The organism is Pseudomonas sp. EA_35y_Pfl2_R5, from assembly GCF_963970805.1.
Taxonomy (GTDB): domain Bacteria; phylum Pseudomonadota; class Gammaproteobacteria; order Pseudomonadales; family Pseudomonadaceae; genus Aquipseudomonas.
Map to the genome: position 1 here is coordinate 16,186 of NZ_CAXAOW010000001.1, position 22,616 is coordinate 38,801.

Annotated in this window: 16 protein-coding genes; 4 read left to right on the plus strand and 12 right to left on the minus strand. The window is 61.1% G+C overall.

The genetic code is table 11. The annotated features are described in order from the left end of the window. Position 1 precedes the first annotated feature (1 nt). The 11 genes from AACX99_RS00075 to glnE form a co-directional block, all read right to left on the minus strand. Positions 2–1,147: a glycosyltransferase gene (locus AACX99_RS00075; RefSeq protein WP_339408815.1), complete on the minus strand. Its 1,146-nt coding sequence runs from the start codon at positions 1,145–1,147 to the stop codon at positions 2–4. Then, on the minus strand, positions 1,134–2,888 hold the full coding sequence (locus AACX99_RS00080; RefSeq protein WP_339408816.1) for a carbamoyltransferase family protein: 1,755 nt from the start codon (positions 2,886–2,888) through the stop codon (positions 1,134–1,136). The genes AACX99_RS00075 and AACX99_RS00080 overlap by 14 nt, the downstream gene beginning before the upstream one ends. A gap of 14 nt (positions 2,889–2,902) precedes the next feature. Then, positions 2,903–4,351 (minus strand): lipopolysaccharide kinase InaA family protein, encoded by a 1,449-nt coding sequence (locus AACX99_RS00085; protein ID WP_339408817.1) that lies wholly within the window; start codon positions 4,349–4,351, stop codon positions 2,903–2,905. After that, on the minus strand, positions 4,351–5,094 hold the full coding sequence (locus AACX99_RS00090; protein ID WP_339408818.1) for a lipopolysaccharide kinase InaA family protein: 744 nt from the start codon (positions 5,092–5,094) through the stop codon (positions 4,351–4,353). Before AACX99_RS00090 ends, AACX99_RS00085 begins: the two co-directional genes overlap by 1 nt. Continuing rightward, positions 5,091–5,828, minus strand: a complete 738-nt coding sequence (locus AACX99_RS00095; RefSeq protein ID WP_339408819.1) for a lipopolysaccharide kinase InaA family protein — start codon at positions 5,826–5,828, stop codon at positions 5,091–5,093. Before AACX99_RS00095 ends, AACX99_RS00090 begins: the two co-directional genes overlap by 4 nt. Next, the gene (gene rfaP, locus AACX99_RS00100) at positions 5,825–6,640 is read right to left on the minus strand and encodes a lipopolysaccharide core heptose(I) kinase RfaP (RefSeq protein WP_339408820.1); all 816 of its coding nucleotides are present in this window, start codon (positions 6,638–6,640) and stop codon (positions 5,825–5,827) included. Before rfaP ends, AACX99_RS00095 begins: the two co-directional genes overlap by 4 nt. Then, on the minus strand, positions 6,637–7,758 hold the full coding sequence (locus AACX99_RS00105; RefSeq protein WP_339408821.1) for a glycosyltransferase family 4 protein: 1,122 nt from the start codon (positions 7,756–7,758) through the stop codon (positions 6,637–6,639). The genes rfaP and AACX99_RS00105 overlap by 4 nt, the downstream gene beginning before the upstream one ends. Next, a complete protein-coding gene (gene waaC / locus AACX99_RS00110) occupies positions 7,758–8,759 on the minus strand; it encodes a lipopolysaccharide heptosyltransferase I (protein ID WP_339408822.1) in 1,002 nt (333 codons plus the stop codon). Before waaC ends, AACX99_RS00105 begins: the two co-directional genes overlap by 1 nt. Position 8,760: 1 nt before the next feature. Then, positions 8,761–9,795, minus strand: a complete 1,035-nt coding sequence (gene waaF, locus AACX99_RS00115) for a lipopolysaccharide heptosyltransferase II (protein ID WP_339408823.1) — start codon at positions 9,793–9,795, stop codon at positions 8,761–8,763. A gap of 198 nt (positions 9,796–9,993) precedes the next feature. After that, entirely contained in the window at positions 9,994–10,917 is a 924-nt protein-coding gene (locus tag AACX99_RS00120; RefSeq protein ID WP_339408824.1) for a branched-chain amino acid transaminase, read from the minus strand. A 67-nt stretch (positions 10,918–10,984) separates the two neighbouring features. Continuing rightward, entirely contained in the window at positions 10,985–13,933 is a 2,949-nt protein-coding gene (gene glnE / locus AACX99_RS00125) for a bifunctional [glutamate--ammonia ligase]-adenylyl-L-tyrosine phosphorylase/[glutamate--ammonia-ligase] adenylyltransferase (RefSeq protein WP_339408825.1), read from the minus strand. A 266-nt stretch (positions 13,934–14,199) separates the two neighbouring features. On the opposite strand from glnE, the gene aceE reads away from it, so the two are divergent. After that, the gene (gene aceE / locus AACX99_RS00130) at positions 14,200–16,845 is read left to right on the plus strand and encodes a pyruvate dehydrogenase (acetyl-transferring), homodimeric type (protein ID WP_339408826.1); all 2,646 of its coding nucleotides are present in this window, start codon (positions 14,200–14,202) and stop codon (positions 16,843–16,845) included. A gap of 11 nt (positions 16,846–16,856) precedes the next feature. Then, the gene (gene aceF, locus AACX99_RS00135) at positions 16,857–18,530 is read left to right on the plus strand and encodes a dihydrolipoyllysine-residue acetyltransferase (RefSeq protein WP_339408827.1); all 1,674 of its coding nucleotides are present in this window, start codon (positions 16,857–16,859) and stop codon (positions 18,528–18,530) included. Between the two features lie 99 nt (positions 18,531–18,629). On the opposite strand, the gene AACX99_RS00140 is transcribed toward aceF, so the two are convergent. Beyond that, positions 18,630–19,106, minus strand: a complete 477-nt coding sequence (locus AACX99_RS00140; RefSeq protein ID WP_339408828.1) for a hypothetical protein — start codon at positions 19,104–19,106, stop codon at positions 18,630–18,632. Positions 19,107–19,237: 131 nt separating this feature from the next. Here AACX99_RS00140 and AACX99_RS00145 point away from each other — a divergent pair, with 131 nt between their 5' ends. Next, positions 19,238–21,880: a sensor domain-containing protein gene (locus AACX99_RS00145; RefSeq protein WP_339408829.1), complete on the plus strand. Its 2,643-nt coding sequence runs from the start codon at positions 19,238–19,240 to the stop codon at positions 21,878–21,880. Between the two features lie 65 nt (positions 21,881–21,945). After that, positions 21,946–22,593 (plus strand): peptide-methionine (S)-S-oxide reductase MsrA, encoded by a 648-nt coding sequence (gene msrA, locus AACX99_RS00150; RefSeq protein ID WP_339408830.1) that lies wholly within the window; start codon positions 21,946–21,948, stop codon positions 22,591–22,593. The last annotated feature ends 23 nt before the right edge of the window (positions 22,594–22,616 follow it).

Consider the following 22,616-nt stretch of genomic DNA (forward strand, 5'->3'; position numbering starts at 1 on the left):
GTTAATTACCGCCAAGCACAGGCGCGATTATCGGCAGGGCCCAGAATCGCCGGCTAATAGCGGCATCCGAAAAACGCTCTACCAATCGTTCCTGCATGGCCTGTGCGCACGCGAGACGCTGCGCTGGATCCAACTGCGCCATATGCAGCAAGCCTTGAGCCAAAACACGATCATCGGCCAGAGGGAACAGCACACCGACGCCCTCGACCACTTCGCGAGCGCCGCCACAGGCCGTCGCAATCAATAGAACGCCAGCAGCCATAGCCTCCAGCAGAACCATGCCGAATGGCTCGTGGTCGGAGCTCAGGGCAAATACATCGAACGCCTTGAAGTAGCGCCGCGCCTCGGGAACCTGGCCAAGAAACAGCACCTGCTGGCTCACCCCAAGCTCCGTGGCAAGCCCTTTAAGGCTGCCATCCAGTCGCCCGCTGCCCAGCAGCGCCAACACGCTGCCGGCGGGGAGCTGAGGCAATGCATGAGCAAAGCCGCGGATCAATGTGGCCTGATCCTTGTCGGGGTGCAGGCGACCCACATTGCCAACAATCCAGGCTTCGACCGGCAATTGCAGCGCCTCGCGCGCAGTCCGGCGATCCAACTGCGTAGCCTGTAACTGCTCGACATCGATACGGTTATGCAATGCCTCAATGCGCTCACCTGGCCAGTTTGGCAGGCAACGGCGTATGTCATCGCGCACCGCTTCGGAAACCCCCAGCAGGCTCAAACGGCGGCGAAAAGTCTGAGCGAATAATCGGCGCGACCGACGCTGGTAAACGTCGAACGCGTGGCTCACACCGATGATCGGCAAACGCGTGGCCAGGCAAGCGATATAAAGCGGTTTGAAACGATGGGCGATGCACAGTGAGAAGGATCGAGTGCGCGTGATAGTGCGCACGTCGCGAATCGCCCGCAGCTTCAGCCCGCCAATATCCTTGGCGCGATAGTCGAGAAATATCACCTCGTCGGAGGCGCAACCGGCCACCACCTGCGGATCAGGTGCACCAGTCAGAAACACCGTGAGCACCTTGTAGCGGGTGCCAGTGAACAGACTGGCGTATTGGCGAGCACAGTCCAAAAAAGGCCCGTCGTAGCCGTGGCACAACTGCAGCACCCACGGCCGGTCAATCTCAGCAATCTCAGATGTTGTCATACCAACCCTTGCCGTCCTTGACCACCAAGATGTCTTCCATGATCAGGTACTGCAGGTCGGAGCCGTAGAACATGTTCAGCGCGTCGGTGGGCGAGCAGATCATTGGCTCGCCACGGCGGTTCAGCGAGGTGTTGAGCGACACGCCGTTGCCGGTGAGCTTTTCCAGCTCGAGCATCATGTCGTAGTAACGCGGATTGTATTCGCGTTTGAGCACCTGGGCGCGCGAGGTACCGTCCTCATGCACCACTTCGCCGACGCGGGTCTTCCACTCTTCGTTGACTTCGAAGGTGAAGGTCATAAAGGGGCTCGGGTGATCGACCTTGAGCATCTGCGGGCCGACAGTGTCGAGCATCGACGGACAGAACGGCCTCCAGCGCTCGCGGAACTTGATCTGCTCGTTGATCCGGTCGGCCACGCCCGCCACGCTAGGGCAGCCGATGATCGAGCGACCACCAAGCGCACGCGGACCGAATTCCATACGGCCCTGGAACCAGGCCACAGGGTTGGCATCGACCATGATCTTGGCGATGCGCTGCGGCATATTGTCGATCTGCTTGAACACCGGCTTGCTTGGGTGGCGGCCACAGGCGGCGATCACGTCTTCGTTGGTGTAAGACGGGCCGAGGTAGACGTGTTCCATCTTCTCCACCGGCACGCCGCGCTGGTGTGAGACGTAGGCGGCTGCGCCGACCGCAGTACCGGCGTCGCCGGATGCGGGCTGGACGAACAGCTCCTTCACATCGTCGCGGGCAATGATCTTCTGATTGAGTTTGACGTTCAGCGCACAGCCCCCGGCGAAGGCGATCTTGCCGGTTTCACGGATGATGTCGCCCAGGTAGTGCTCCATCATCTGCAGCGCCAGCTTCTCGAACAACGCCTGCATGCTGGCGGCGTAGTGGATGTACGGGTCATCGGCGATATCGCCCTGACGCTTCGGCCCCAGCCACTCAATCAGCTTCTTGGAGAAGTAGAAGCCCTTGCCGTTCTCTTTATAGCGGCGCAGGCCGATCACGTTGGCGTATTCGGTGTTGATGATCAGCTCACCGTTCTCGAACTTGGCCAGACGGGAGAAATCGTACTTGCTGGCATCGCCGTAAGGGGCCATGCCCATGACCTTGAACTCACCGTCGAGCATCTCGAAACCGAGGAACTCGGTGATCGCGCCGTACAGACCGCCAAGCGAATCCGGATCAAAGAACTCTTTGATCTTGTGGATCTTGCCGTTTTCGCCGTAGCCGAAGAAGGTAGTGGCGTACTCACCCTTGCCGTCGATGCCGAGAATCGCTGTCTTCTCGGTGAAGCCCGAGCAGTGATAAGCGCTGGCTGCGTGGGCCAGGTGGTGCTCGACCGGCTCGATCTTGATCTTCTTCAGATCGAAGCCGAGCTGCTGCAGGCACCACTGGATGTGCTTGTAGTAGCGCTTGTAGCGGCGGTTGCCCATCAGAATCGCGTCTAGGGCGCGATCAGGTGCGTACCAATAACGCTTGGCGTACTGCCAGCGGGCCTTTTCGAGGATGCTGATTGGTGCAAACGGGATGGCCACCACGTCGACATCAGACGGCTTGATCCCGGCCTGCTCCAGGCAGAACTTGGCCGATTCGTAGGGCATGCGGTTCTTCGCGTGCTTGTCGCGCACGAAGCGCTCTTCTTCGACGGCCGCGATCAGCTTGCCGTCGATATACAGGGCGGCGGAAGGGTCATGGCTGAGGGCGCCGGACAGGCCGAGAATGGTCAGTGCCACTGGTTTTGCCTCTTCTAGTCTGCTGAGCCGACATCGGGCGTCAGCGGTAAACGTTGGTTGAGCAACTGGTGCAGCGCCGAATCGGCGGGCCAGTTACGCAGGAAACGGGCGCGATCGCGGGCATAGGCCTTGGCGAAACTGCGCGCACTGCGGTGCTGCTGCATGGCGTCGAGATCGATTAGCGACCAACGACTCAGGCTTTCATCCCAAAACAGATTATGCCCCTTGAAATCGCCGTGACTGATGCGCTCGCGCAGCAAGGCGGCGAACAAATAATCCAGCGCCAACAGCTCGGTTTCCGGGGGAGTGCCATCTTGGTAGGGTTTAAAGCGCGCGATTATATCCTGCCCGCCGCAGTATTCGGTAATCAGGTAGGCGCGCCCACGCAACCAACACCAGCGCTGCTCTAGTACGGCCAATGGCTGCGGGGTGGCGATGCCCAACAGCAGCAGGCGATTACCTTCAACCCAACTGTGCCAGGCCCGGCTGGGTCGCCAGAAACGCTTGAGCCAGTGGCCAACGCTCTTCACGTTGTAGCGTTTGACCACCAGCACACGGTCGGCCTGGCGGACTTGGGCAACAGTGGCAGAGCCGCCCAGCTTCAAGGCGCGCCCTTGCGCGAGCATTGAGTCGGGCTGTCCGAGCAATGGCGCAAGCTCGTCGGCGCACTCACGGCGCACCACGCGCAGACCGAACGCACCAATCTTGGCACTGAACAGGCTGCAATCGCGGGCAATCTTCTTCATATAGTCACGCAGGCGCCAGCGCCGTACCTTATCCACCTGCGCCAGTAGCCCCTCCAAAGGCAACGCGTGCTCACCATTGGCCAGCAGGTAATGCACCAGCAGCTCCTCGATAAAGGGCTGCACTGCGTTAGGCAGCTGAGCGAAGAACATGCCAAGGTTTTCCAGCACCCGTATCCGCGACAGAGGCGTGCCAGCGACTTCGACGCACACCCCGCCACCATCGATAATCGACACGCTGCCGGCATGGCGCAACAGGTTGTCCAGGTGCAGGTCGGACTGCCACAGGCCTCTAGCGTGCATCTGTGCGATCACGGCTAGAGCTTCGCCCAGCACAGCCTGCTGCCCAGCGCTCAGCAGCGGCTGGCTCGCCACCGCTCGCCAGGCATCCCACAGGCTTTGCGCATCGGCGAGGTAGTCGAACAACAGCCAACCACCCTCGCCTGCCTGCCAGCCCTGGGCCAGCAGCTCGGGGGTTCGTAAACCTTGCTCAGCAAGAAGGCGAGCACCTTGCAGTTCGCGCTGAAAATGCCGCTCGGCCTTGCCGCCAACCAGCAACTTGGCCAGCACCGGCCGACCGCGCCACAGAGCAAGCGCGACGTAGCGTTGATCCGGCAGCACGCGCAACAGACGTTGCAGTTCCAGCACCTCGCCCGCCAGCTCGAGGCACAGCGGCAGTGCCGGCGCGCGGCCGGCCTGGGCCAGCTGGGCAAGCTGCATCAACGCGCCTCCTTATGCCGCCGGCGTACAACCAGTTGCTGCCACCAGCTTTCTAGGTCGCCTGCAGCGCCCAGGTAGGCCAGCAGCAGCTCACGTACCTCGGCCTCGGCCCAGACGCTGGCGCGACGCAACAACGGCTCCAGATCCTTGATTCGGTCACGCTGACCGAACAGCAGTGGGCGGGTCTTCTCTAAGTCGATCAGTTGCGCGGCAAACCCTCCGCCGTCCGCCTTTAAGAAAATATGCTTTGGGTAGAAACAACCGTGCATCTGCCCTGCGCCGTGCAGCTGCCGCGCCAGTTCGCCGCAGGCGCGAAGGATGGCCTGGCGAGTAGTGCTGGGGGTAGAGCTCCAGCCCTGCAGCCAATATTCGAGATCGTGCCAGCCGTCCAGTGCGCGAGTCAGCAGAATGGCGCGCCGCTCGCCGGGCAGACGTCGCTCGGCGAAGAAAGCCGCCTGCAGCGCAGGGATCCCCAGCCGACGATATGCCTGGATATTGCGAAATTCGCGAGCGAAGGTCGGCTCGCCAAAAGGGTGCAGCAAACTGCGGGTGAGGTGGTTGCTCTGGCGCTTGAGGTAAAAGGCCGAGCTGCCGAGTTCCAGACGATACACACTGCTCCAACCACCGCGTTCAGTATTGGGCTCATCCACAGCTTCCAGTTGCAACGCCCACAGCGCCTCGAAACTAGCTAGGTTGCGACCTTCGAGCACGGCACGATCCTCGGCCGCAATAAAATCACTCATTCCCGCCCCTCAAAGAATTTGACGATGCGACGCACCCTGCGCTTGTCCGCTGCACTTAAGCGCTCGCGACCACGGTATTGCAGATAAAAACGCAGGCGCTGAGTACGACTCAGATGGTGTTTGGCCACCTTGTCCAGGCAAGCAAGGTCCTTAACCATTCGGTAACGGAGCAACGGCCCCCACCAGAACGCTCCGGTCGGGCAATCGATAAAGAACAGATCCGCCCGGTCGTTGACCAGCAGATTGCGCCATTTCAAATCGTTATGGGTGAAGTGGTGATCATGCAGGGTACGGGTGGCGCGGGCCAGCTGCACACTGACCTGATCGACCCAGGTCCGATCAGCCAGACGCGGATCATTTCGCCGCGCCAGCAGAGCCATATCCTCGGTGCGGGGCAACTCACGGGTGATCAGCGCGCCACGCGCGAAGGCCCCTGCCTTGCGCTCCAGGCCATAAGCCACGATGGAGGCGGTGGGGATGCCCCACTTGGCAAAATACTTGAGGTTCTGCCATTCGGCCTTGACCCGTGGCCGACCAATATAGCGGCGCAACCCTTTGCCCGCGCCCCAGTAGCGCTTGACGTAGTAGTAAACGCCATCACGCTCGATACGTATCACCTCAGACAACGGATCGCGAGTCAGCCGCCGTCCCTCGAGGGCAAACACCCGCTGCAGATCGGCCAGTTCATCACGCAACGCAGCGGGACAGTGCTCGGTTACCCGCCACTCACTCATTGCCCGGCCCCTGGTGCATATTTGCGCGCATAACGCTGCAACAAACGCTCAGCCTTGAGCTCCAGCCACGCCAACAGGCGCGCCTCATCACGCAGAGTCTGGCGCAACGGCTGTTGAAAATAGCCACGCAGAAAACGCAGCTTGTCACGGCGGGTCAGACCAATATTCAGCGCCGAAAAGTACAACGCAGCCAGGTCCTTGTTGCGCCAGCGCAACGGCGTGGAGCTGCGCACCTGAGCGCGGTGCAGGTCGATCACCGACAGGCGAAAATCGTCGGCGGTTACCGGTTTATCGGTGTGTAACAGAAAGTGGCAGATATAACAGTCACGATGATTGACCCCGGCGCGGTGCATCGATCCGACCATGTTCGCCACTTCCTTGATCAGCGCCCACTTGAGCCGAGGCTCAGGCGGTTGCTGCGCCCAGTTCAGGCTGAGTTGTTCGAGGTCGGTGGTTGGCGCCAGTTCTTCGGTGACGATAAACGAATGCTGCGCCGCCGGGTTGCTGCCGCGCTCGCCGTAGGCCACAGCGGTCATGGTCGCCACGCCGACCTCGGTCAGACGCTGGATAGCCTGCCACTCTTGGCGCGCGCCGAGCACCGGCAGCTTGGCGGCAAGCAGGTTTTTGACGATCTCGCCCCAGCCGATGCCACGGTGGATCTTGACGAAATAACCGCGCCCATCGACTTCGGTGCGCAGTGTGCGGCGGCCTTCCAGCTCGCGGTACACCTGCCCCTGCAGCACTTCGACAGCAGCAAAGGCGTCGCGTCCGGCCCACAGGCTTTTAAAGGGTTCAGCCAGTACCAGTTTCATGGACGTGTCGCCAGAATGATGTCGGCCGCATGCTGCGGCATGGAATACAGGTCGGCGCTGTCGGCATAGGCCAGACCATTGCGTGACCAGAAAGCGCGGCGCTGATCGTCGGCCAGCATATCGGCGAGCAGATGATTCAGCCGCTCTTGCTCAAACGGGCTGGTCAGCACTCGCCCGGCATCCGCTTCGGCAATGTAGTGGGCATAGCCGCAGACGTCCGTCACCAACACCGGCAGGCCGGAAACCAGCGCCTCCAAGAGCACCGTGCCAGTGTTTTCATTGTAGGCCGGGTGGATCAGCAGATCGGCACCGAGCAGGAAACGCGGGATGTCACTGCGCCCCTTGAGAATCTGCACTTGATCAGACACGCCTAAAGCCTTGGCCTGCAGCTGGAACGAACGCGGGTCGTCCTGACCGATGGCGATCAGTCGGGTGCGTTGTTTGAGCTCGCGCGGCAAGGCGGCCAGGGCTTTCAGGCTGCGATCCAGGCCCTTGGTCTTGAAGCCAGAACCGATCTGCACCAGCAGCAGGTGGTGATCCGCCAGCTTGAACTCGGCGCGGAACTCGGCACGAATTTCGCCGGCATTAGCCGGCGCGCGGCGGTCTGCGGCGATGCCCGGCGGCAGCAGGTGAAAGCGCTGCAGCGGGGTGTGGTAATGCTTGATAAACAGCGGCTGCTGCACTTCGGAGATCATCAGAATCTCGGTCTTCGATTCGGGGGCAAACACCGCCCGCTCGTAATCGGCGAAGTGCTTATAACGCCCCCAGCGCTTATAAATCGGCGCGCGCAGAGTTTGTGCCTTGTCTTCATAGCAGCCATCGGCGGCGTAATAGACATCCAGCCCCGGCATTTTGTTGAAACCGATCAGCCGATCCACCGGGCGCTTGGCCAGGTCGGCCTCGACCCAGGCGGTGAGCTTTTCATTGCGCTTGTGGTTGAACAGCGCCTTGACCGGCACCACCACCACCTCGAAACCAGCCGGCACTTCACCTTCCCAGATCGGTGTGTACACGCGAATAGAGTGGCCGCGCGCCTGGCACTCCTGGGCGATGCGCATAAAGTCGCGCTGCAGGCCGCCGAACGGGAAGTATTTGTAGAGGATAAACGCGAGCTGCATCAGACAACGTCCTCGGCCAGCAACAGGGCCTGCAATTGTGGGGCGACACGCTCCGCATCCAGCCCGTCGAAACAGGCTTTGTGGCGATCACCTGAGCCAGCATTCGGCCCCGTGGCGCACAGGTGCACCTGGCCACGGCCATAAGCGCCGACCCGGCCCGGCAAGGTTGGCCCGTACAGGGAAATACTCGGCACATCCAACGCAGCGGCCAGATGGCCCAGGCCGGTATCCACCGCCACGCAGGCGCTGGCCCCAGCGATGACCTTGGCCACGCCTGCAAGATTTAATTTGGGCAGCACCGCGGCGTTTTCAACGCCGGCGGCAATCCGTTCGGCGCGCGCTCTCTCGGTTTCATTGCCCCAAGGCAGGCGCACCGCCCAACCCTGCGCACTCATCTGTTCGGCCAGCGCTCGCCAATCGGCTTCCGGCCAATGCTTGCTTGGCCAGGTGGTGCCGTGCAGAAACAGCAAGTAAGGCTGCGGCGCGTGATCGGCCAGCTGCGCGCGGTTCAGGCCGTAATCGCCGACGCCTGCTGGCAGCGCATAGCCCAGCGCCTGGGCGAATAGCTGGCGGGTGCGCTCCAGCGCATGCTGCTCACGCGGCACGGCATAGGTTTGATCATAAAAGCGACTGGCCAGTGGCTCGCGGGCCGAATCACGGTCCAGCCCGGCAATCTGCGCCTTGACGTAGCGGGTCAGCCAGGCGCTTTTCAGCAGGCCTTGGGCATCAATCACCAGGTCGTACCTGGTTTCGCCAAGCCGCTGCTTAAAGCGCCTCCACTCACCATTTCTAAAAGTCTGCCAGAGGTGCTTGCGCCAGCGGCGAATGGCCACCGGAATCACCTGCGCCACCGCCGGATGCCAGGCGGGAATCTCGGCAAAGCCCTCTTCCACTACCCAGTCAAACTGGATACCGGGAATCGCCCGAGCCGCATCGGTCAGCGCCGGCAAGGTATGCACCACATCGCCCAGCGAGGAGGTTTTGATCAACAGTACCCGCAAACTATTCGACCTCAACCGGATCACTGACCAGGCGATCCAGCGCCTCGATCACCGGGCGCGGCTTAAGCTGGCCCAGGCAGTTGTAGTGGCCGAAACGGCAGGTACGGTCAAAGCACGGGCTGCATTCGATACCCAGGCGGACGATTTCCACCTGCTCGGCCAGCGGCGGGGTAAAACCCGGCGAGGTCGAACCGTAGACCGCCACCAGTGGGAGATTCAGTGCAGCGGCAACATGCATCAGGCCGGAGTCGTTGGACACCACAGCCCCCGCGCAAGACAGCAGGTCGATGGCTTCGGCCAGACTGGTCTCGCCGGCCAAGTTAGCGGCCTCTTCGCGTAGGCCAGGAATCAACCGACTGCGAATATCCTCGCCGACCGGGTGATCGCTCTTCGAACCGAAAATCCACACCTGCCAGCCGGCACGAATCTTCAGCTCGGCGACCTTGGCGTAATGCTCGCTCGGCCAGCGCTTGGCTTCACCGAACTCAGCCCCTGGACACAGCGCCAGCACCGGACGATCCAGGCTCAGGCCAAACTTGGCCAGCGCCGCGTCGCGACTCTGCGCATCGATCTGTAGAGATGGACGCGGATAGGGCTGCGGCAGCGCAGCGCCAGGCTCGAAGGCCAGCGCCATAAAGCGCTCGATCATCAGCGGATAGCGTTGTTTATCCAGAGTACGGATGTCGTTGAGCAAGCCGTAGCGCAGCTCGCCCTTCCAGCCAGTGCGTTTGGGAATACCGGCAAAAAACGGCACCAGCGCGGATTTCAGCGAGTTGGGCAGCAGAATGGCCTGGTCATACTGGCCCGCCAGGGACTTGCCGATCTTGCGCCGGGTCGCCAGCTCAAGCACGCCATGGCCGAGCGGGAAGCTCAAGGCCTGACGCACTTCGGGCATGCGCTCGAGAATCGGCCGGCTCCATTCGGGCGCCAGCACGTCGATCTCGCAATTGGGCTGGCGTTGCTTGAGACACTGAAACAGCGTCTGCGCCATCACCATATCGCCCACCCAGCTGGGGCCTACGATCAGTATTTTCATGCTCTTCCAGAAACGACCGGGGAGGCTTATCAGACTGCTTGGAAGCTACTGCGCTCGGCGGTGCTGCGTTAAAAACTGACTCGTTTGCTCATTGACTGGGGTCAACTCCGCCGCTCGCCAGTTTTTGCCTTGCCTCGCCGTCGCTCGCGACGCTTCCAAACAGCCTGATCGCCTCCCTCGTTTTACCTAAATCAGGCCTTATTTAACCAATGTACGCCATTCTGCGTGGGCATCGGTCTTGCCGGTGACTAGATCAAAATAAGCAGTTTGCAGCTTCTCGGTGATCGGCCCGCGACGGCCTGCGCCGATCTGCCGACCGTCGACTTCACGAATCGGCGTAACTTCGGCGGCGGTGCCGGTAAAGAAGGCTTCATCGGCGATATACACCTCATCGCGGGTGATGCGCTTCTCGACCACTTCCAGGCCATGCTCGGCGGCCAGGGTCAGAATGGTATTACGAGTAATACCGTTCAGACAGGAAGTGACTTCCGGGGTATAGATCACGCCATTACGCACCAAGAAGATGTTCTCGCCCGAGCCTTCGGCCACGTAGCCTTCCGGGTCCAGCAACAGTGCTTCGTCAGCACCGCCGGAGATGGCTTCCTGCAAGGCCAACATCGAGTTGATGTAGTTGCCGTTCGCCTTGGCGCGGGTCATCGAGATATTGACGTGGTGACGGGTGAAGGAGCTGGTACGCACCTTGATACCTACCTGTAGGGCTTCGTCGCCCATATAGGCGCCCCAGCTCCATGCAGCGACGATCACCTGGGTTTTCAGGCCACTGGCGCGCAGGCCCATGGCTTCAGATCCGTAGAACACCATAGGGCGAATGTAAGCGCTTTCCAGGTTGTTCTCACGCACGGCGGCGCGGGTGGCTTCGTTGATTTCGTCTTTGCTGAACGGGATCTTCATGCCCATGATGTGGGCCGAGTCGAACAGGCGATCGGTGTGCGCCTCCAAACGGAAGATCGCCGTGCCTTGCGGGGTGTTGTAGGCGCGCACGCCCTCGAACACGCCCATACCGTAGTGCAGGGTATGGGTCAGCACGTGGGTGGTCGCGTTGCGCCACGGCACCAGCTCGCCGTCATACCAGATCACGCCATCACGATCGGCCATCGACATAGTTGCCTGCTCCTCAAACTCGATTGGTACAACATTGGCCGGCCGCTGCGCGTCCGACATCTCATATTCAGCTCAACCCCAGCTCACGCCAGATGCGCATTACCGTGCGTCGCTCTTCGGCAAACTGCTCACCGCTGACCACCCCAGGCTGCTTTTGCAGGGCCTGGCGGTGCGCCGCCGAGCGGTAAGCCTTGTAGATATCCTGCAGCAAGCGGGCATCTTCGCCCGGTAGCAAGCCGACCCGCTCCAGCCCTTCCAGAATGCGAATATTGTCAGTGAACTCAAGCAATTCCGGGTACTGGCGCGACCAGGCCAGGGCCGCGTATTGCACCATAAATTCAATATCGACGATACCTCCGGCGTCCTGCTTGAGGTCGAACGGCGCCGTTGCTTCAAAGGCATTCGCCGCGGTACCGGCCGCCGTGGCCTTGCTGCCGAGGTTGTCGCGCATCTTCGTGCGCATTTCACTGACCTCAGTGCGCAGCGTGGTCAGGTCGCGCTCACGCCCCAATACCCCGGCGCGCACGGACTCGAACCCCTTGCCGACCCGCGCACAGCCCACCAACACCCGCGCCCGCACCAGGGCCTGATGCTCCCAGGTCCAGGCTTCACCCTGCTGATAGCGCTCAAAGGCGCCCAGCGAGCTGACCAGCAGCCCCGCCGAGCCGGAAGGCCGCAGACGCATATCGACTTCGTAGAGCTGGCCGGAGTTGGTCTGAGTGGTCAGCAGATGAATGATGCGCTGACCCAGGCGGTTGAAGAACTGCGCGCCGTCGATGGATTTTTCGCCATCGGTCTCCGCCTGCGAATCGCCATCGTGGATAAATACCAGGTCGAGGTCCGAACCGTGGCCCAGCTCGATGCCGCCGACCTTGCCGTATCCGACGATGACGAAATCCGGATCACAGATACTGCCGTCAGGGCGGCGCGGCGCACCGTATTTGCTCACGGTGTGGCGCCAAGCCAGGGCCAGCACTTGATCGAGAATCGCCTCAGCCAGCCAGGTCAGGTAGTCGCTGACCTTCATCAGCGGCAGGGTGCCGGCAATTTCCGAGGCCGCCACACGCAGACGGTGCGCCAGCTTGAAATGACGCAGCGCCTCCATTTGCTGCTCCAGATCCTCCTCGGGAATACGCATCAGCCGCTCGCGCAGCTCGGCAGCCAGCTCAGGGGCCAGCGGCGGCTTGAACAGGCGCCCTTCATTAAGTAACTCATCGAGCAGCAGCGGAAAGCGGGTGATCTGCTCGGCAATCCACGGGCTGGCGGCACACAGGGTCAGCAGCCGTTGCAGCGCGCTGGGGTTTTCCGTGAGCAGCACCAGATAAGCCGAACGCCGCGCCACGGCTTCGATCAGCGGCAGTACGCGCTCGAGCACCAGATCCGGATTTTCATGTTCCACCGCTTGCGCCAGCAGGCGCGGAATAAAGGCATCCAGGCGCTCGCGGCCGAGGCGCTGCATGGCGCGCACCTGATTGCCGTTGCGCAGCCCCGCCAGGCGCTGCCAGGCCGATTGCGGCTCGGCAAAGCCGGCCTCGGCCAGCTGTCGGCATGCGGCCTCTTCGTCCTGCACATCCTCCCAGAGCGGCAACCACTCGCAGCCCACGGCCTCTTCGACCGGCTCGCCGCCTTCCTCTTCATCAGGGTCGGCAATCACCTGACGGAAGTGCCAGTCCACCCGACCGCGCCAGTGCATTAGCTGCTCATGAAAAGCCTGCCAAGTGTCGAAGCCCATGATAAAGGCCACACGCGCACGGTCCTGATCGTTGTCCGGGAGCATCTGCGTCTGCCGGTCATCAATGGCCTGCAGCGCGTGCTCGGCGTAACGCAGAAAGGCATACCCGTCGCGCAGCTCATCGGTCACCGCCGGCGGCAGGTAGCCCTGGTCGCGTAAGGTATTGAGCACGGCGAACAGCGAGCGCTGCTGCAGACTGAGGTCACGGCCACCGTGAATCAGCTGGAAAGCCTGGGCAATAAACTCCACTTCGCGGATGCCGCCAGCGCCGAGTTTGATGTTCTCGGCCATGCCCTTGCGTCGCACTTCCTGCTGGATCAGCTGTTTCATCGCGCGCAGCGCTTCAATCGCCGAGAAGTCCAGATAACGCCGATAAACGAACGGCCGCAGCATCTCCAATAGCTGCGCACCGGCGAGCTGGTCGCCACCGACCACCCGTGCCTTGATCATCGCGTAACGTTCCCAGTCGCGCCCCTGATCCTGGTAGTACTGCTCCAGCGCGTTAAAGCTGAACACCAGCGAACCGGATGAGCCGTAGGGGCGCAGACGCATATCGGTACGGAAGACGAAACCGTCGACGGTGATCACGTCCAGCGCCTTGATCAGCTTCTGGCCGAGACGGATAAAGAACTCCTGATTATCCAGCGAGCGCTTGACCCCTTCGGTTTCACCACCCTCGGGATAGCCGAAGATCAGATCGATGTCCGAGGAGAGGTTCAGCTCATGGGCGCCCAGCTTGCCCATGCCGAGGATGACCATATGCTGCGCCTGACCGCTGCGCCGACCGATGGGCGTGCCGAACTGCGTGCAATGGCGCGGATAGAGCCACTGATAAGCCAGGTCGATACAGGCATCAGCCAGATCGGAAAGGTCGCGACAGGTCTCGATAAGATCAGCCTGGCGACTGATATCGCGCCAGATGATGCGCAATTGCTGACGGTTGCGGTAACGCCGCAAGCGCCGCCCGAGCTCGTCCTCATCTGCGCACTCCTCCAGCTCACTAGCCAATTGGCCACGCAGCTCGCCAGCACCCAGGCTGCGTTCCAACTCACCGCTGGCGGCCAGATCGAGCAGCATCTGCGGATCGCGCAGCCCTTGCTGCACCACGAAATCACTGGCAGCGCCCACCCACTGCAACGCCTCCAGTCGCTCGCGCGGCCAACCTGCAAAAGCCGCTGCCGCCTCGCTGGAGAGCCCGGCAAATACCTGCTGCAGGGACTGTTCGGCACGCAGTGCGAGGGGGGACAAGGCAGCGGGCAAAGAGGCCAGCGCGGGCAGGCTCATGGTCTATCCTTTTTAGCGGTCTACCAGTGCAGCGATCGGAAATGGCACCACCCACGCTAGAGCGGGTCGAATCACTGGCAGAAAAATAATTGTAGTTTTACTACCAAAGATTGTATCCAAAAGGCTGAAATCGGCGTCGGAATGTAGTAAAACTACACGCAGCCGGTCCTACCCCCGGTCAATCCAAGAATTCACGCGGCCACTCACGAAGTCGGCCACGAAACCTGGCCTCCGATTCTGGAAGCCTTTCCGCCCTGGAGCAAGCCATGCAAGACCTCGATCCCGTCGAAACCCAGGAATGGCTGGACGCCCTTGAGTCCGTCCTCGATAACGAGGGTGAAGACCGCGCACATTACCTGATGACCCGTATGGGCGAGCTGGCCACCCGCAGTGGTTCACAGCTGCCGTATGCGATCACCACGCCCTACCGCAACACCATTCCACTGACCCACGAAGCACGCATGCCTGGCGACCTGTTTATGGAACGCCGCATTCGCTCGCTGGTGCGCTGGAACGCGTTGGCCATGGTAATGCGCACCAACCTGAAAGACTCGGACCTGGGCGGCCACATCTCCAGCTTCGCGTCCTCGGCAACCCTGTATGACATCGGCTTCAACTACTTCTTCCAGGCCCCCACCGAGGAGCACGGCGGCGACCTGATTTTCTTCCAGGGCCACGCATCGCCCGGCGTTTACGCCCGCGCCTTTATGGAAGGCCGCATCACTGAAGACCAGATGAACAACTTCCGCCAGGAAGTGGATGGCAAGGGCCTTTCGTCCTATCCGCACCCGTGGCTGATGCCCGACTTCTGGCAGTTCCCGACTGTTTCCATGGGCCTGGGCCCGATTCAGGCGATCTACCAGGCGCGCTTTATGAAGTACCTGGAAGCGCGCGGCTTTATTCCGGCCGGCAAACAGAAGGTCTGGTGCTTTATGGGCGACGGCGAGTGCGACGAGCCGGAATCCCTCGGCGCGATATCCCTGGCTGGCCGCGAGAAACTGGACAACCTGATCTTCGTCATCAACTGCAACCTGCAACGCCTCGACGGCCCGGTACGCGGTAACGGCAAGATCATTCAGGAACTCGAAGGCGTGTTCCGTGGCGGTGGCTGGAACGTCAACAAGGTAGTCTGGGGGCGCTTCTGGGACCCACTGCTGGCCAAAGACGTCGACGGCATCCTGCAACGCCGCATGGACGAAGTCATCGACGGCGAGTACCAGAATTACAAGGCCAAAGACGGCGCGTTCGTCCGTGAGCACTTCTTCAACTCGCCTGAACTCAAGGCCATGGTCGCCGACCTGTCCGACGACGAGATCTGGAAGCTCAACCGTGGTGGCCATGACCCGTACAAGGTTTATGCGGCCTACCATCAAGCGGTCAACCACAAAGAGCAGCCAACCGTCATTCTGGCCAAAACCGTCAAGGGTTATGGCACCGGTGCCGGTGAAGCGAAAAACATCGCGCACAACACCAAGAAGGTCGACACCGAGAGCCTCAAGCACTTCCGTGACCGCTTCGACATCCCGGTCAAGGATGAACAGCTGGAAAACCTGCCCTTCATCAAACCGGAAGAAGGCAGCGCCGAAGCCCGCTACCTGAGCGAACGCCGCGCCGCCCTGGGCGGTTTCGTACCGCAGCGCCGGGCTAAGAGTTTCAGCATCCCGACGCCGCCACTCGACACCCTCAAGGCCATCCTCGATGGTTCGGGCGACCGTGAAATCTCCACCACCATGGCCTTCGTGCGCATCCTTGCGCAACTGGTCAAGGACAAGGAAATTGGACAGCGCATCGTGCCAATCATCCCGGACGAAGCGCGTACCTTCGGCATGGAAGGTATGTTCCGTCAGTTGGGTATCTACTCTTCGGTCGGCCAGCTGTATGAGCCGGTCGATAAAGACCAGGTAATGTTCTACCGCGAGGACAAGAAGGGCCAGATCCTCGAAGAGGGCATTAACGAAGCCGGCGCCATGAGCTCCTTCATCGCCGCAGGTACTTCGTACTCCAGCCATAACCAACCGATGCTGCCGTTCTACATCTTCTACTCGATGTTCGGCTTCCAGCGTATTGGCGACTTGGCCTGGGCCGCTGGCGACAGCCGCACCCGAGGCTTTTTGATCGGCGGCACCGCCGGGCGCACCACACTGAACGGCGAAGGCCTGCAGCACGAGGACGGTCACAGCCACATGCTGGCGGCGACCATCCCCAACTGCCGCACCTATGACCCTACCTACGGCTACGAGCTGGCGGTGATCATTCAGGACGGCATGAAGAAGATGACCGAAGAGCAGCAGGACGTCTTCTACTACATCACCGTGATGAACGAGTCCTACCAGCAGCCGGCCATGCCGGCGGGCGTTGAGGACGGCATCATCAAGGGCATGTACCTGCTCGAAGAGGACAAGAAGGAAGCCGCGCACCACGTACAGCTCCTGGGTTCCGGCACCATCCTGCGTGAAGTGCGCGAAGCAGCAAAAATTCTGCGTGACGAGTTCAACGTCGCGGCAGACGTGTGGAGCGTCACCAGCTTCAACGAACTACGCCGTGACGGCCTGGCCGTGGAACGTAGCAACCGCCTGCACCCGGGCCAGAAACCCAAACAGACCTACGTGGAAAAGTGCCTGAACGGCCGTCAGGGTCCGGTCATTGCGTCGACCGACTACATGAAACTGTTCGCCGAACAGATTCGCCAGTGGGTTCCAAGCAAGGAATTCAAAGTCCTCGGTACCGACGGCTTCGGTCGCAGCGACAGCCGCAAGAAGCTCCGTCACTTCTTTGAAGTGGACCGCAACTGGGTAGTTCTGGCTGCCCTGGAAGCACTTGCCGACCGCGGTGATATCGAACCGAAAGTGGTGGCCGAAGCCATCGCCAAGTTCGGTATCAACCCGGAAAAACTCAACCCACTGGACTGCTAAGGAGCGAAACGATGAGTGAATTGATTCGCGTACCCGACATCGGTGGCGGTGAGGGTGAAGTAATTGAGCTGATGGTGAAAGTCGGCGACCGTATCGAAGCCGACCAGAGCGTACTGACGCTGGAGTCGGACAAGGCCAGTATGGAAATTCCTGCGCCGAAAGCCGGCGTGGTGAAAAGCCTGAAAGTGAAGCTGGGCGACACGCTGAAAGAAGGCGACGAACTGCTTGAGCTGGAAGTAGAAGGCGCTACCGAAGCAGCACCCGCGGCTCCAGCGGCAGCACCTGCTGACGCGCCCAAAGCCGCTGCAGCTGAAACGCCCGCACCAGCTGCTGCACCTGCCGAGCAGGCCAGCAGTAGCGTGCAAGACGTGCATGTGCCGGATATCGGCTCGGACGGCAAAGCCAAGGTCATCGAAATCCTGGTCAAGGCCGGCGATACGGTCGAAGTCGACCAATCGCTGATTACCTTGGAGTCGGACAAGGCCAGCATGGAAATTCCCTCGCCGGCTGCCGGCGTGGTGGAAAGCATCAGCGTCAAACTCGAAGACGAAGTCGGTACCGGTGACTTTATCCTCAAGCTGAAGGTGGCCGGCGCTGCTGCGGCTCCAGCTGCGGCCGCAAAGCCAGCACCAGCACAGACCGCCGCAACCGCAAACGATGTGCATAAGGTTCCAGCCGGCGCGCATCCGGCGGTCGCCGCCGAAGTCAGCGCGATTGCCTCTCTGGCAGCCGCCGCCGCCAGCGTTGCCGCCGCACCCAAACGCGACGGCGCCAAGGTGCATGCGGGCCCGGCTGTACGTCTGCTCGCGCGTGAGTTTGGTGTCGAGCTGTCAGTCATATCGGGCACGGGGCCGAAAGGCCGCATCCTCAAAGAGGACGTGCAGGCATACGTCAAAGCGATGATGCAGAAGGCCAAGGAGGCCCCGGCCGCCGGCGCAGCCGGTGGTGCCGGCATCCCGCCGATTCCGGTGGTGGACTTCAGCAAGTTTGGTGAAATCGAAGAAGTGGCCATGACCCGCCTGATGCAGGTCGGCGCCAACAACCTGCATCGCAGCTGGCTCAATGTGCCGCACGTGACCCAGTTCGATTCGGCTGACATTACCGAGCTGGAAGCCTTCCGCGTCGCGCAGAAAGCTGTCGCCGAAAAGGCTGGAGTCAAGCTCACCGTGCTGCCGCTGCTGCTCAAGGCCTGCGCCTTCCTGCTCAAGGAACTGCCGGACTTCAACAGCTCACTGGCACCGAGCGGCAAAGCGATTATCCGCAAGAAATACGTGCACATCGGCTTTGCCGTAGACACCCCAGACGGCCTGCTGGTACCGGTGATCAAGAACGTCGATCAGAAGAGCCTGCTGCAGCTGGCTGCGGAAGCGGCTGCACTGGCTGAGAAAGCGCGCAGCAAGAAGCTGTCAGCCGACGATATGCAGGGTGCCTGTTTCACCATCTCCAGCCTCGGCCACATTGGCGGCACCGGCTTTACGCCGATCGTCAATGCGCCAGAAGTGGCGATTCTCGGTGTGAGCAAGGCAACCATCCAGCCGGTCTGGGATGGCAAAGCCTTCCAACCCAAGCTGATGCTGCCGCTGTCGCTGTCCTATGACCACAGGGTGATCAACGGCGCCGCGGCGGCGCGCTTCACCAAGCGCCTGGGTGACGTACTGACGGACATCCGCACCATGCTGCTGTAACGCATCAACTTTCGAGCAGCCACGCTCGTATCCTCGACCCCGCTTAATAGGCGGGGTTTTTTTTAGCTTTACCGCAACAGCAGATAATGTGGGAGGCAATCAGCCTTTCTGTAGATTGCGAATCAGAAAGCTCAAGGCCTTGGCCAGTTCGGCGGCGCCCTTGTGATCACGCACGATGGTCAGCATTGGGCGGCCGTCGTTGGGGTTGTGCAGCACGCAGCTGATGCCACTGGCCGGGCACTCGTAACGCACGAAAGGATCGACGCCAAAAAGCGGCACCCGCTGGTTGCGCACAGCAATATCGGTACCCTGCTGGCCACGGATTTCTTCACGCAGCAACAGCTCGCCGGCCTCGCCCTGACGCAGCTGATAGATCAAGTCCTGACGCTGCGCTTGGCCGACCTGATAGGCGGCGCGCAGGGCGTAGGTTTTCAGCAGATCATTGCAGTGCGCCAACAGCGCCTGACGGTCATTCTGGGTCAGGTAGAGGCGCTTGAGTTCGAGCAGATAATTGCCCTGCTCGGCGCTGCTCAACCCCGCGTCAGGCTCAGCGGCGAATACCGTCGAGGTGGTCATACAGCTGCTCAGTAGCACTGCGGATATTAGTTTTCTTGTCAGTCGCAATTGCATGATGCACCCTTACCCGACGCTATATATGAAGTGAGTCGATTGCCGCTCCGATCAGCATACTGGAAGCCAGCCTCCGAATGAAAAGCCATCCCGATGCCGCGAGTCGTTTAGCGGCCGAGGTTGTGACGCAGTTGCCAGTGCCCTCGCGCCTTGGCTTGCTGCGTTTCGAGCGCTTGAATGAAGCCAGCTGGACTCTGCTGTACCTCGACGCTGGCTGCGAACAACAGTTTGGTCTGCCGGCTCAAGAACTCTGCTCACTGCTTGATGCTCCCTATGCCAGCCTGATGGAACCCGCGGCTCGCCATCAGTTGCACGACAGCATTGCGCAACAACTTACCGAACGTAGCCACTACAGCGTGCAGTACCGCCTGCACACCCCATGCGGCAGCCTGACGCTGATGGAAGTGGGTGAAGCCTTCAAACAACGCGGCCGACATTTGCTGCGTGGCTATCTGCTGGTGATGAATGAGCAGAGCGCGCCCTCGCCACATACCCTCGAGCTGTACCAGCGCAGCCAGGCCGAATTGCAGGCGCAACAGCGGCGCACCCAAGCCCAGCAGCAGTTGATTGTCACCCTTGCGCGCCATCACTACGGCGACAGTGACCCCTTGCGCGAAGCCGCCGAGCTGATCAGCAAAAGCGCCTGTGAGCTGTATGGCGTCAGCCGTGTCGGCATCTGGAACCTCAATCAGCACATGCTGCAATCGGTGGCCCTCTATCAACAGGACCAGGGCCAGCATGTCGCCCAAGCCGATATCGATGCCAGCCCCTACCCCGCCTATTTGCAGGCGCTGCACAGCGGCCGGGCCCTGGATGCCCATGACGCACACCAGGACCCGCGCACCTGCGAATTGAGCAGCAGCTACCTGCAGCCCATGGGTATCAGCGCCATGCTCGATGCCAGTATCCGTATCGCTGGCGAAGTGGTGGGCGTGCTGTGCCTGGAACATACCGGCGCGCCACGCATCTGGCAGGCCGATGAGATTGCCTTTGCCGGCGAGCTGGCCGACCAGTATGCCCAGGTGCTGGCCAACCAGCAGCGGCGCTCGGCGACCAACGCCCTGTACCTGTTTCAGCGCGCCGTCGAGCAGAGCTCCAGCGCCTTTATCCTGCTCGACCGCGACGGCCTGGTGGAATACGTCAATCCGAGCTTTACCGCCATCACCCTGTACAGCGCCAACGAGGTGCAGGGCCGCCGCCTCTCCGAAATCCCGGCCCTGGAAAACCTCAGCGACCTGTTGTTCGACGCCCGCTCCAGCCTGGCCGAACACAATAGCTGGCAGGGCGAATTCAAGAGCCGGCGCAAAAACCTCGACCCTTACTGGGGCCAGTTGTCGCTGTCCAAGGTGCATGCCGACGATGGCAACCTGACCCATTACATCGGCATCTACGAAGACGTTACCGCGAGCAAGCAGGCGCAGCAGCATATTGAGCGTCTGGCCTTTCGTGACAACCTCACCGGGCTGGGTAACCGCTACGCCTTTATCCGCTCGCTGGAGAGCCACTTCAGCGAACATTCAGGCAAGCCGATCAGCCTGCTGCTGGTGGACATCGACAACTTCAAGCGGATCAACGACAGCCTCGGCCATCAAACTGGCGATAAACTGCTGGTCAGCCTGGCGCGCCGCTTACGCAATACCCTGCACCCCAGCAGTGTGCTGGCGCGCTTTGCCAGCAATGAATTTGCGGTAATGCTCGACGCCAACCAGGCCGACAGCGAGCTGGTGGCACAGAAGCTCCTGCACACGTTGGACAAGCCGCTGTTTGTCGACAACCAGCTGATCAGCGTCACCGGCTCCATTGGCCTGGCCTGTGCGCCCGAACATGGCGACGACCCGCAGACCCTGATGAAACACACCGGCCTGGCCTTGCACAAAGCCAAGGCCAACGGCAAAAATCAGCTGCAGGTGTTTACCGATGTACTGAATGCCGAGGCGCACTACAAGCTGTTCGTCGAGAGCAATTTGCGCCGCGCGTTGATGCAGAACGAACTGGAAGTCTTCTACCAGCCCAAGCTGTGCCTGAAGAGCGGCCGGCTGCTGGGCCTGGAAGCGCTGCTGCGCTGGCACCACCCGGACAAGGGCATGATCAGCCCGGACAAATTTATCAGCGTGGCGGAAGAAACCGGCCTGATCATCCCCATCGGCAAATGGGTTACCCGCCAGGCATGCCGCATGAGCAAACAGTTGATCTCCATTGGCCACACGCCACTGCAGATGGCCATCAACCTGTCGCCCAAACAATTCTCCGATCCCGACCTGGTCGGCGAGATCGCCGCCATTCTCCATGAAGAGCAACTCGATCCAGCCCTGCTCGAACTGGAACTGACCGAAAGCCTGCTGCTGGAAGCCACCGACGACACCCGTCACCAGCTCAGCCGCCTGAAAAGCCTGGGCCTGACCCTGGCCATGGACGACTTCGGCACCGGCTACTCCTCACTGAGCTATCTGAAGAAATTCCCCATCGACGTGATCAAGATCGATCGCAGCTTTATCAAGGACATCCCAGAGAATCAGGACGACATGGAAATCACCTCAGCAGTGATCGCTATGGCGCACAACCTGAAACTCAAGGTAGTGGCCGAAGGTATCGAAACCGCCGCGCAGCTGGGTTTTCTCCGCCGCCAGCAATGCGATATTGGCCAGGGCTACCTGTTCGACAAACCCATCGCCGGCCGCGACCTGCTGGAAAGCCTCAAGCGCTATCCGAACTGGGGCTAGCCGGCTGTAACAAGCCTAGGCTTTAACGGTCTATGACACACATGCTTCTGCTGAGGAAATGGCTCATGGTTCTGCGTTCGCAAATTCTCGCCCACAAACTCGAGCTGCCCAGCGCCGAGCAAGCCCTGCCCGGCCGCGCCGAAGCCATGGCAGTGCCCGCTGCGCACTTCGTCAATGGCAACGCGCTGCAGGGACCATTTCCTGCGGGTCTTGAGCAGGCGGTGTTTGCCATGGGGTGTTTCTGGGGTGCCGAGCGGCGCTTCTGGCAGCAACCAGGCGTGTGGAGCACGGCGGTCGGCTATGCCGGCGGCCATACGCAGAACCCGACCTATGACGAAACCTGCTCGGGCCTGACCGGTCACACCGAAGTGGTATTGGTGGTGTTCGACCCAAAGGTCACCAGCTACGCAGCCCTGCTGAAAGTCTTCTGGGAGGCGCACAACCCGACCCAGGGCATGCGTCAGGGTAACGACACGGGCAGCCAGTATCGCTCGGCGATTTACTGTTACGGGGCAGAGCAACTGGCCGCAGCGCAAAGCAGCCAAACGCAGTTTCAGGTCGAGCTGGAAAAATCCGGTTTCGGCCCGATCACCACTGAAGTACGTGAGGCTCCACCGTTCTATTACGCCGAGGCTTATCACCAGCAGTATCTGGCAAAGAATCCAGGTGGTTACTGCGGGTTAGGTGGCACAGGCGTGTGCCTGCCGATATGAGCGGAACCCGCAGAGTAATAGCC

Coding starts and splice junctions, on each gene's coding strand:
- rfaP (WP_339408820.1), bottom strand. CDS start 6,640: ATGAAACTGGTACTGGCTGAACCCTTTAAAAGCCTGTGGGCCGGACGC.
- AACX99_RS00120 (WP_339408824.1), bottom strand. CDS start 10,917: ATGTCGATGGCCGATCGTGATGGCGTGATCTGGTATGACGGCGAGCTG.
- AACX99_RS00075 (WP_339408815.1), bottom strand. CDS start 1,147: ATGACAACATCTGAGATTGCTGAGATTGACCGGCCGTGGGTGCTGCAG.
- waaF (WP_339408823.1), bottom strand. CDS start 9,795: ATGAAAATACTGATCGTAGGCCCCAGCTGGGTGGGCGATATGGTGATG.
- aceF (WP_339408827.1), top strand. CDS start 16,857: ATGAGTGAATTGATTCGCGTACCCGACATCGGTGGCGGTGAGGGTGAA.
- AACX99_RS00145 (WP_339408829.1), top strand. CDS start 19,238: ATGAAAAGCCATCCCGATGCCGCGAGTCGTTTAGCGGCCGAGGTTGTG.
- glnE (WP_339408825.1), bottom strand. CDS start 13,933: ATGAGCCTGCCCGCGCTGGCCTCTTTGCCCGCTGCCTTGTCCCCCCTC.
- msrA (WP_339408830.1), top strand. CDS start 21,946: ATGGTTCTGCGTTCGCAAATTCTCGCCCACAAACTCGAGCTGCCCAGC.
- AACX99_RS00140 (WP_339408828.1), bottom strand. CDS start 19,106: ATGACCACCTCGACGGTATTCGCCGCTGAGCCTGACGCGGGGTTGAGC.
- AACX99_RS00090 (WP_339408818.1), bottom strand. CDS start 5,094: ATGAGTGATTTTATTGCGGCCGAGGATCGTGCCGTGCTCGAAGGTCGC.
- AACX99_RS00085 (WP_339408817.1), bottom strand. CDS start 4,351: ATGCAGCTTGCCCAGCTGGCCCAGGCCGGCCGCGCGCCGGCACTGCCG.
- AACX99_RS00095 (WP_339408819.1), bottom strand. CDS start 5,828: ATGAGTGAGTGGCGGGTAACCGAGCACTGTCCCGCTGCGTTGCGTGAT.
- aceE (WP_339408826.1), top strand. CDS start 14,200: ATGCAAGACCTCGATCCCGTCGAAACCCAGGAATGGCTGGACGCCCTT.
- AACX99_RS00105 (WP_339408821.1), bottom strand. CDS start 7,758: ATGCAGCTCGCGTTTATCCTCTACAAATACTTCCCGTTCGGCGGCCTG.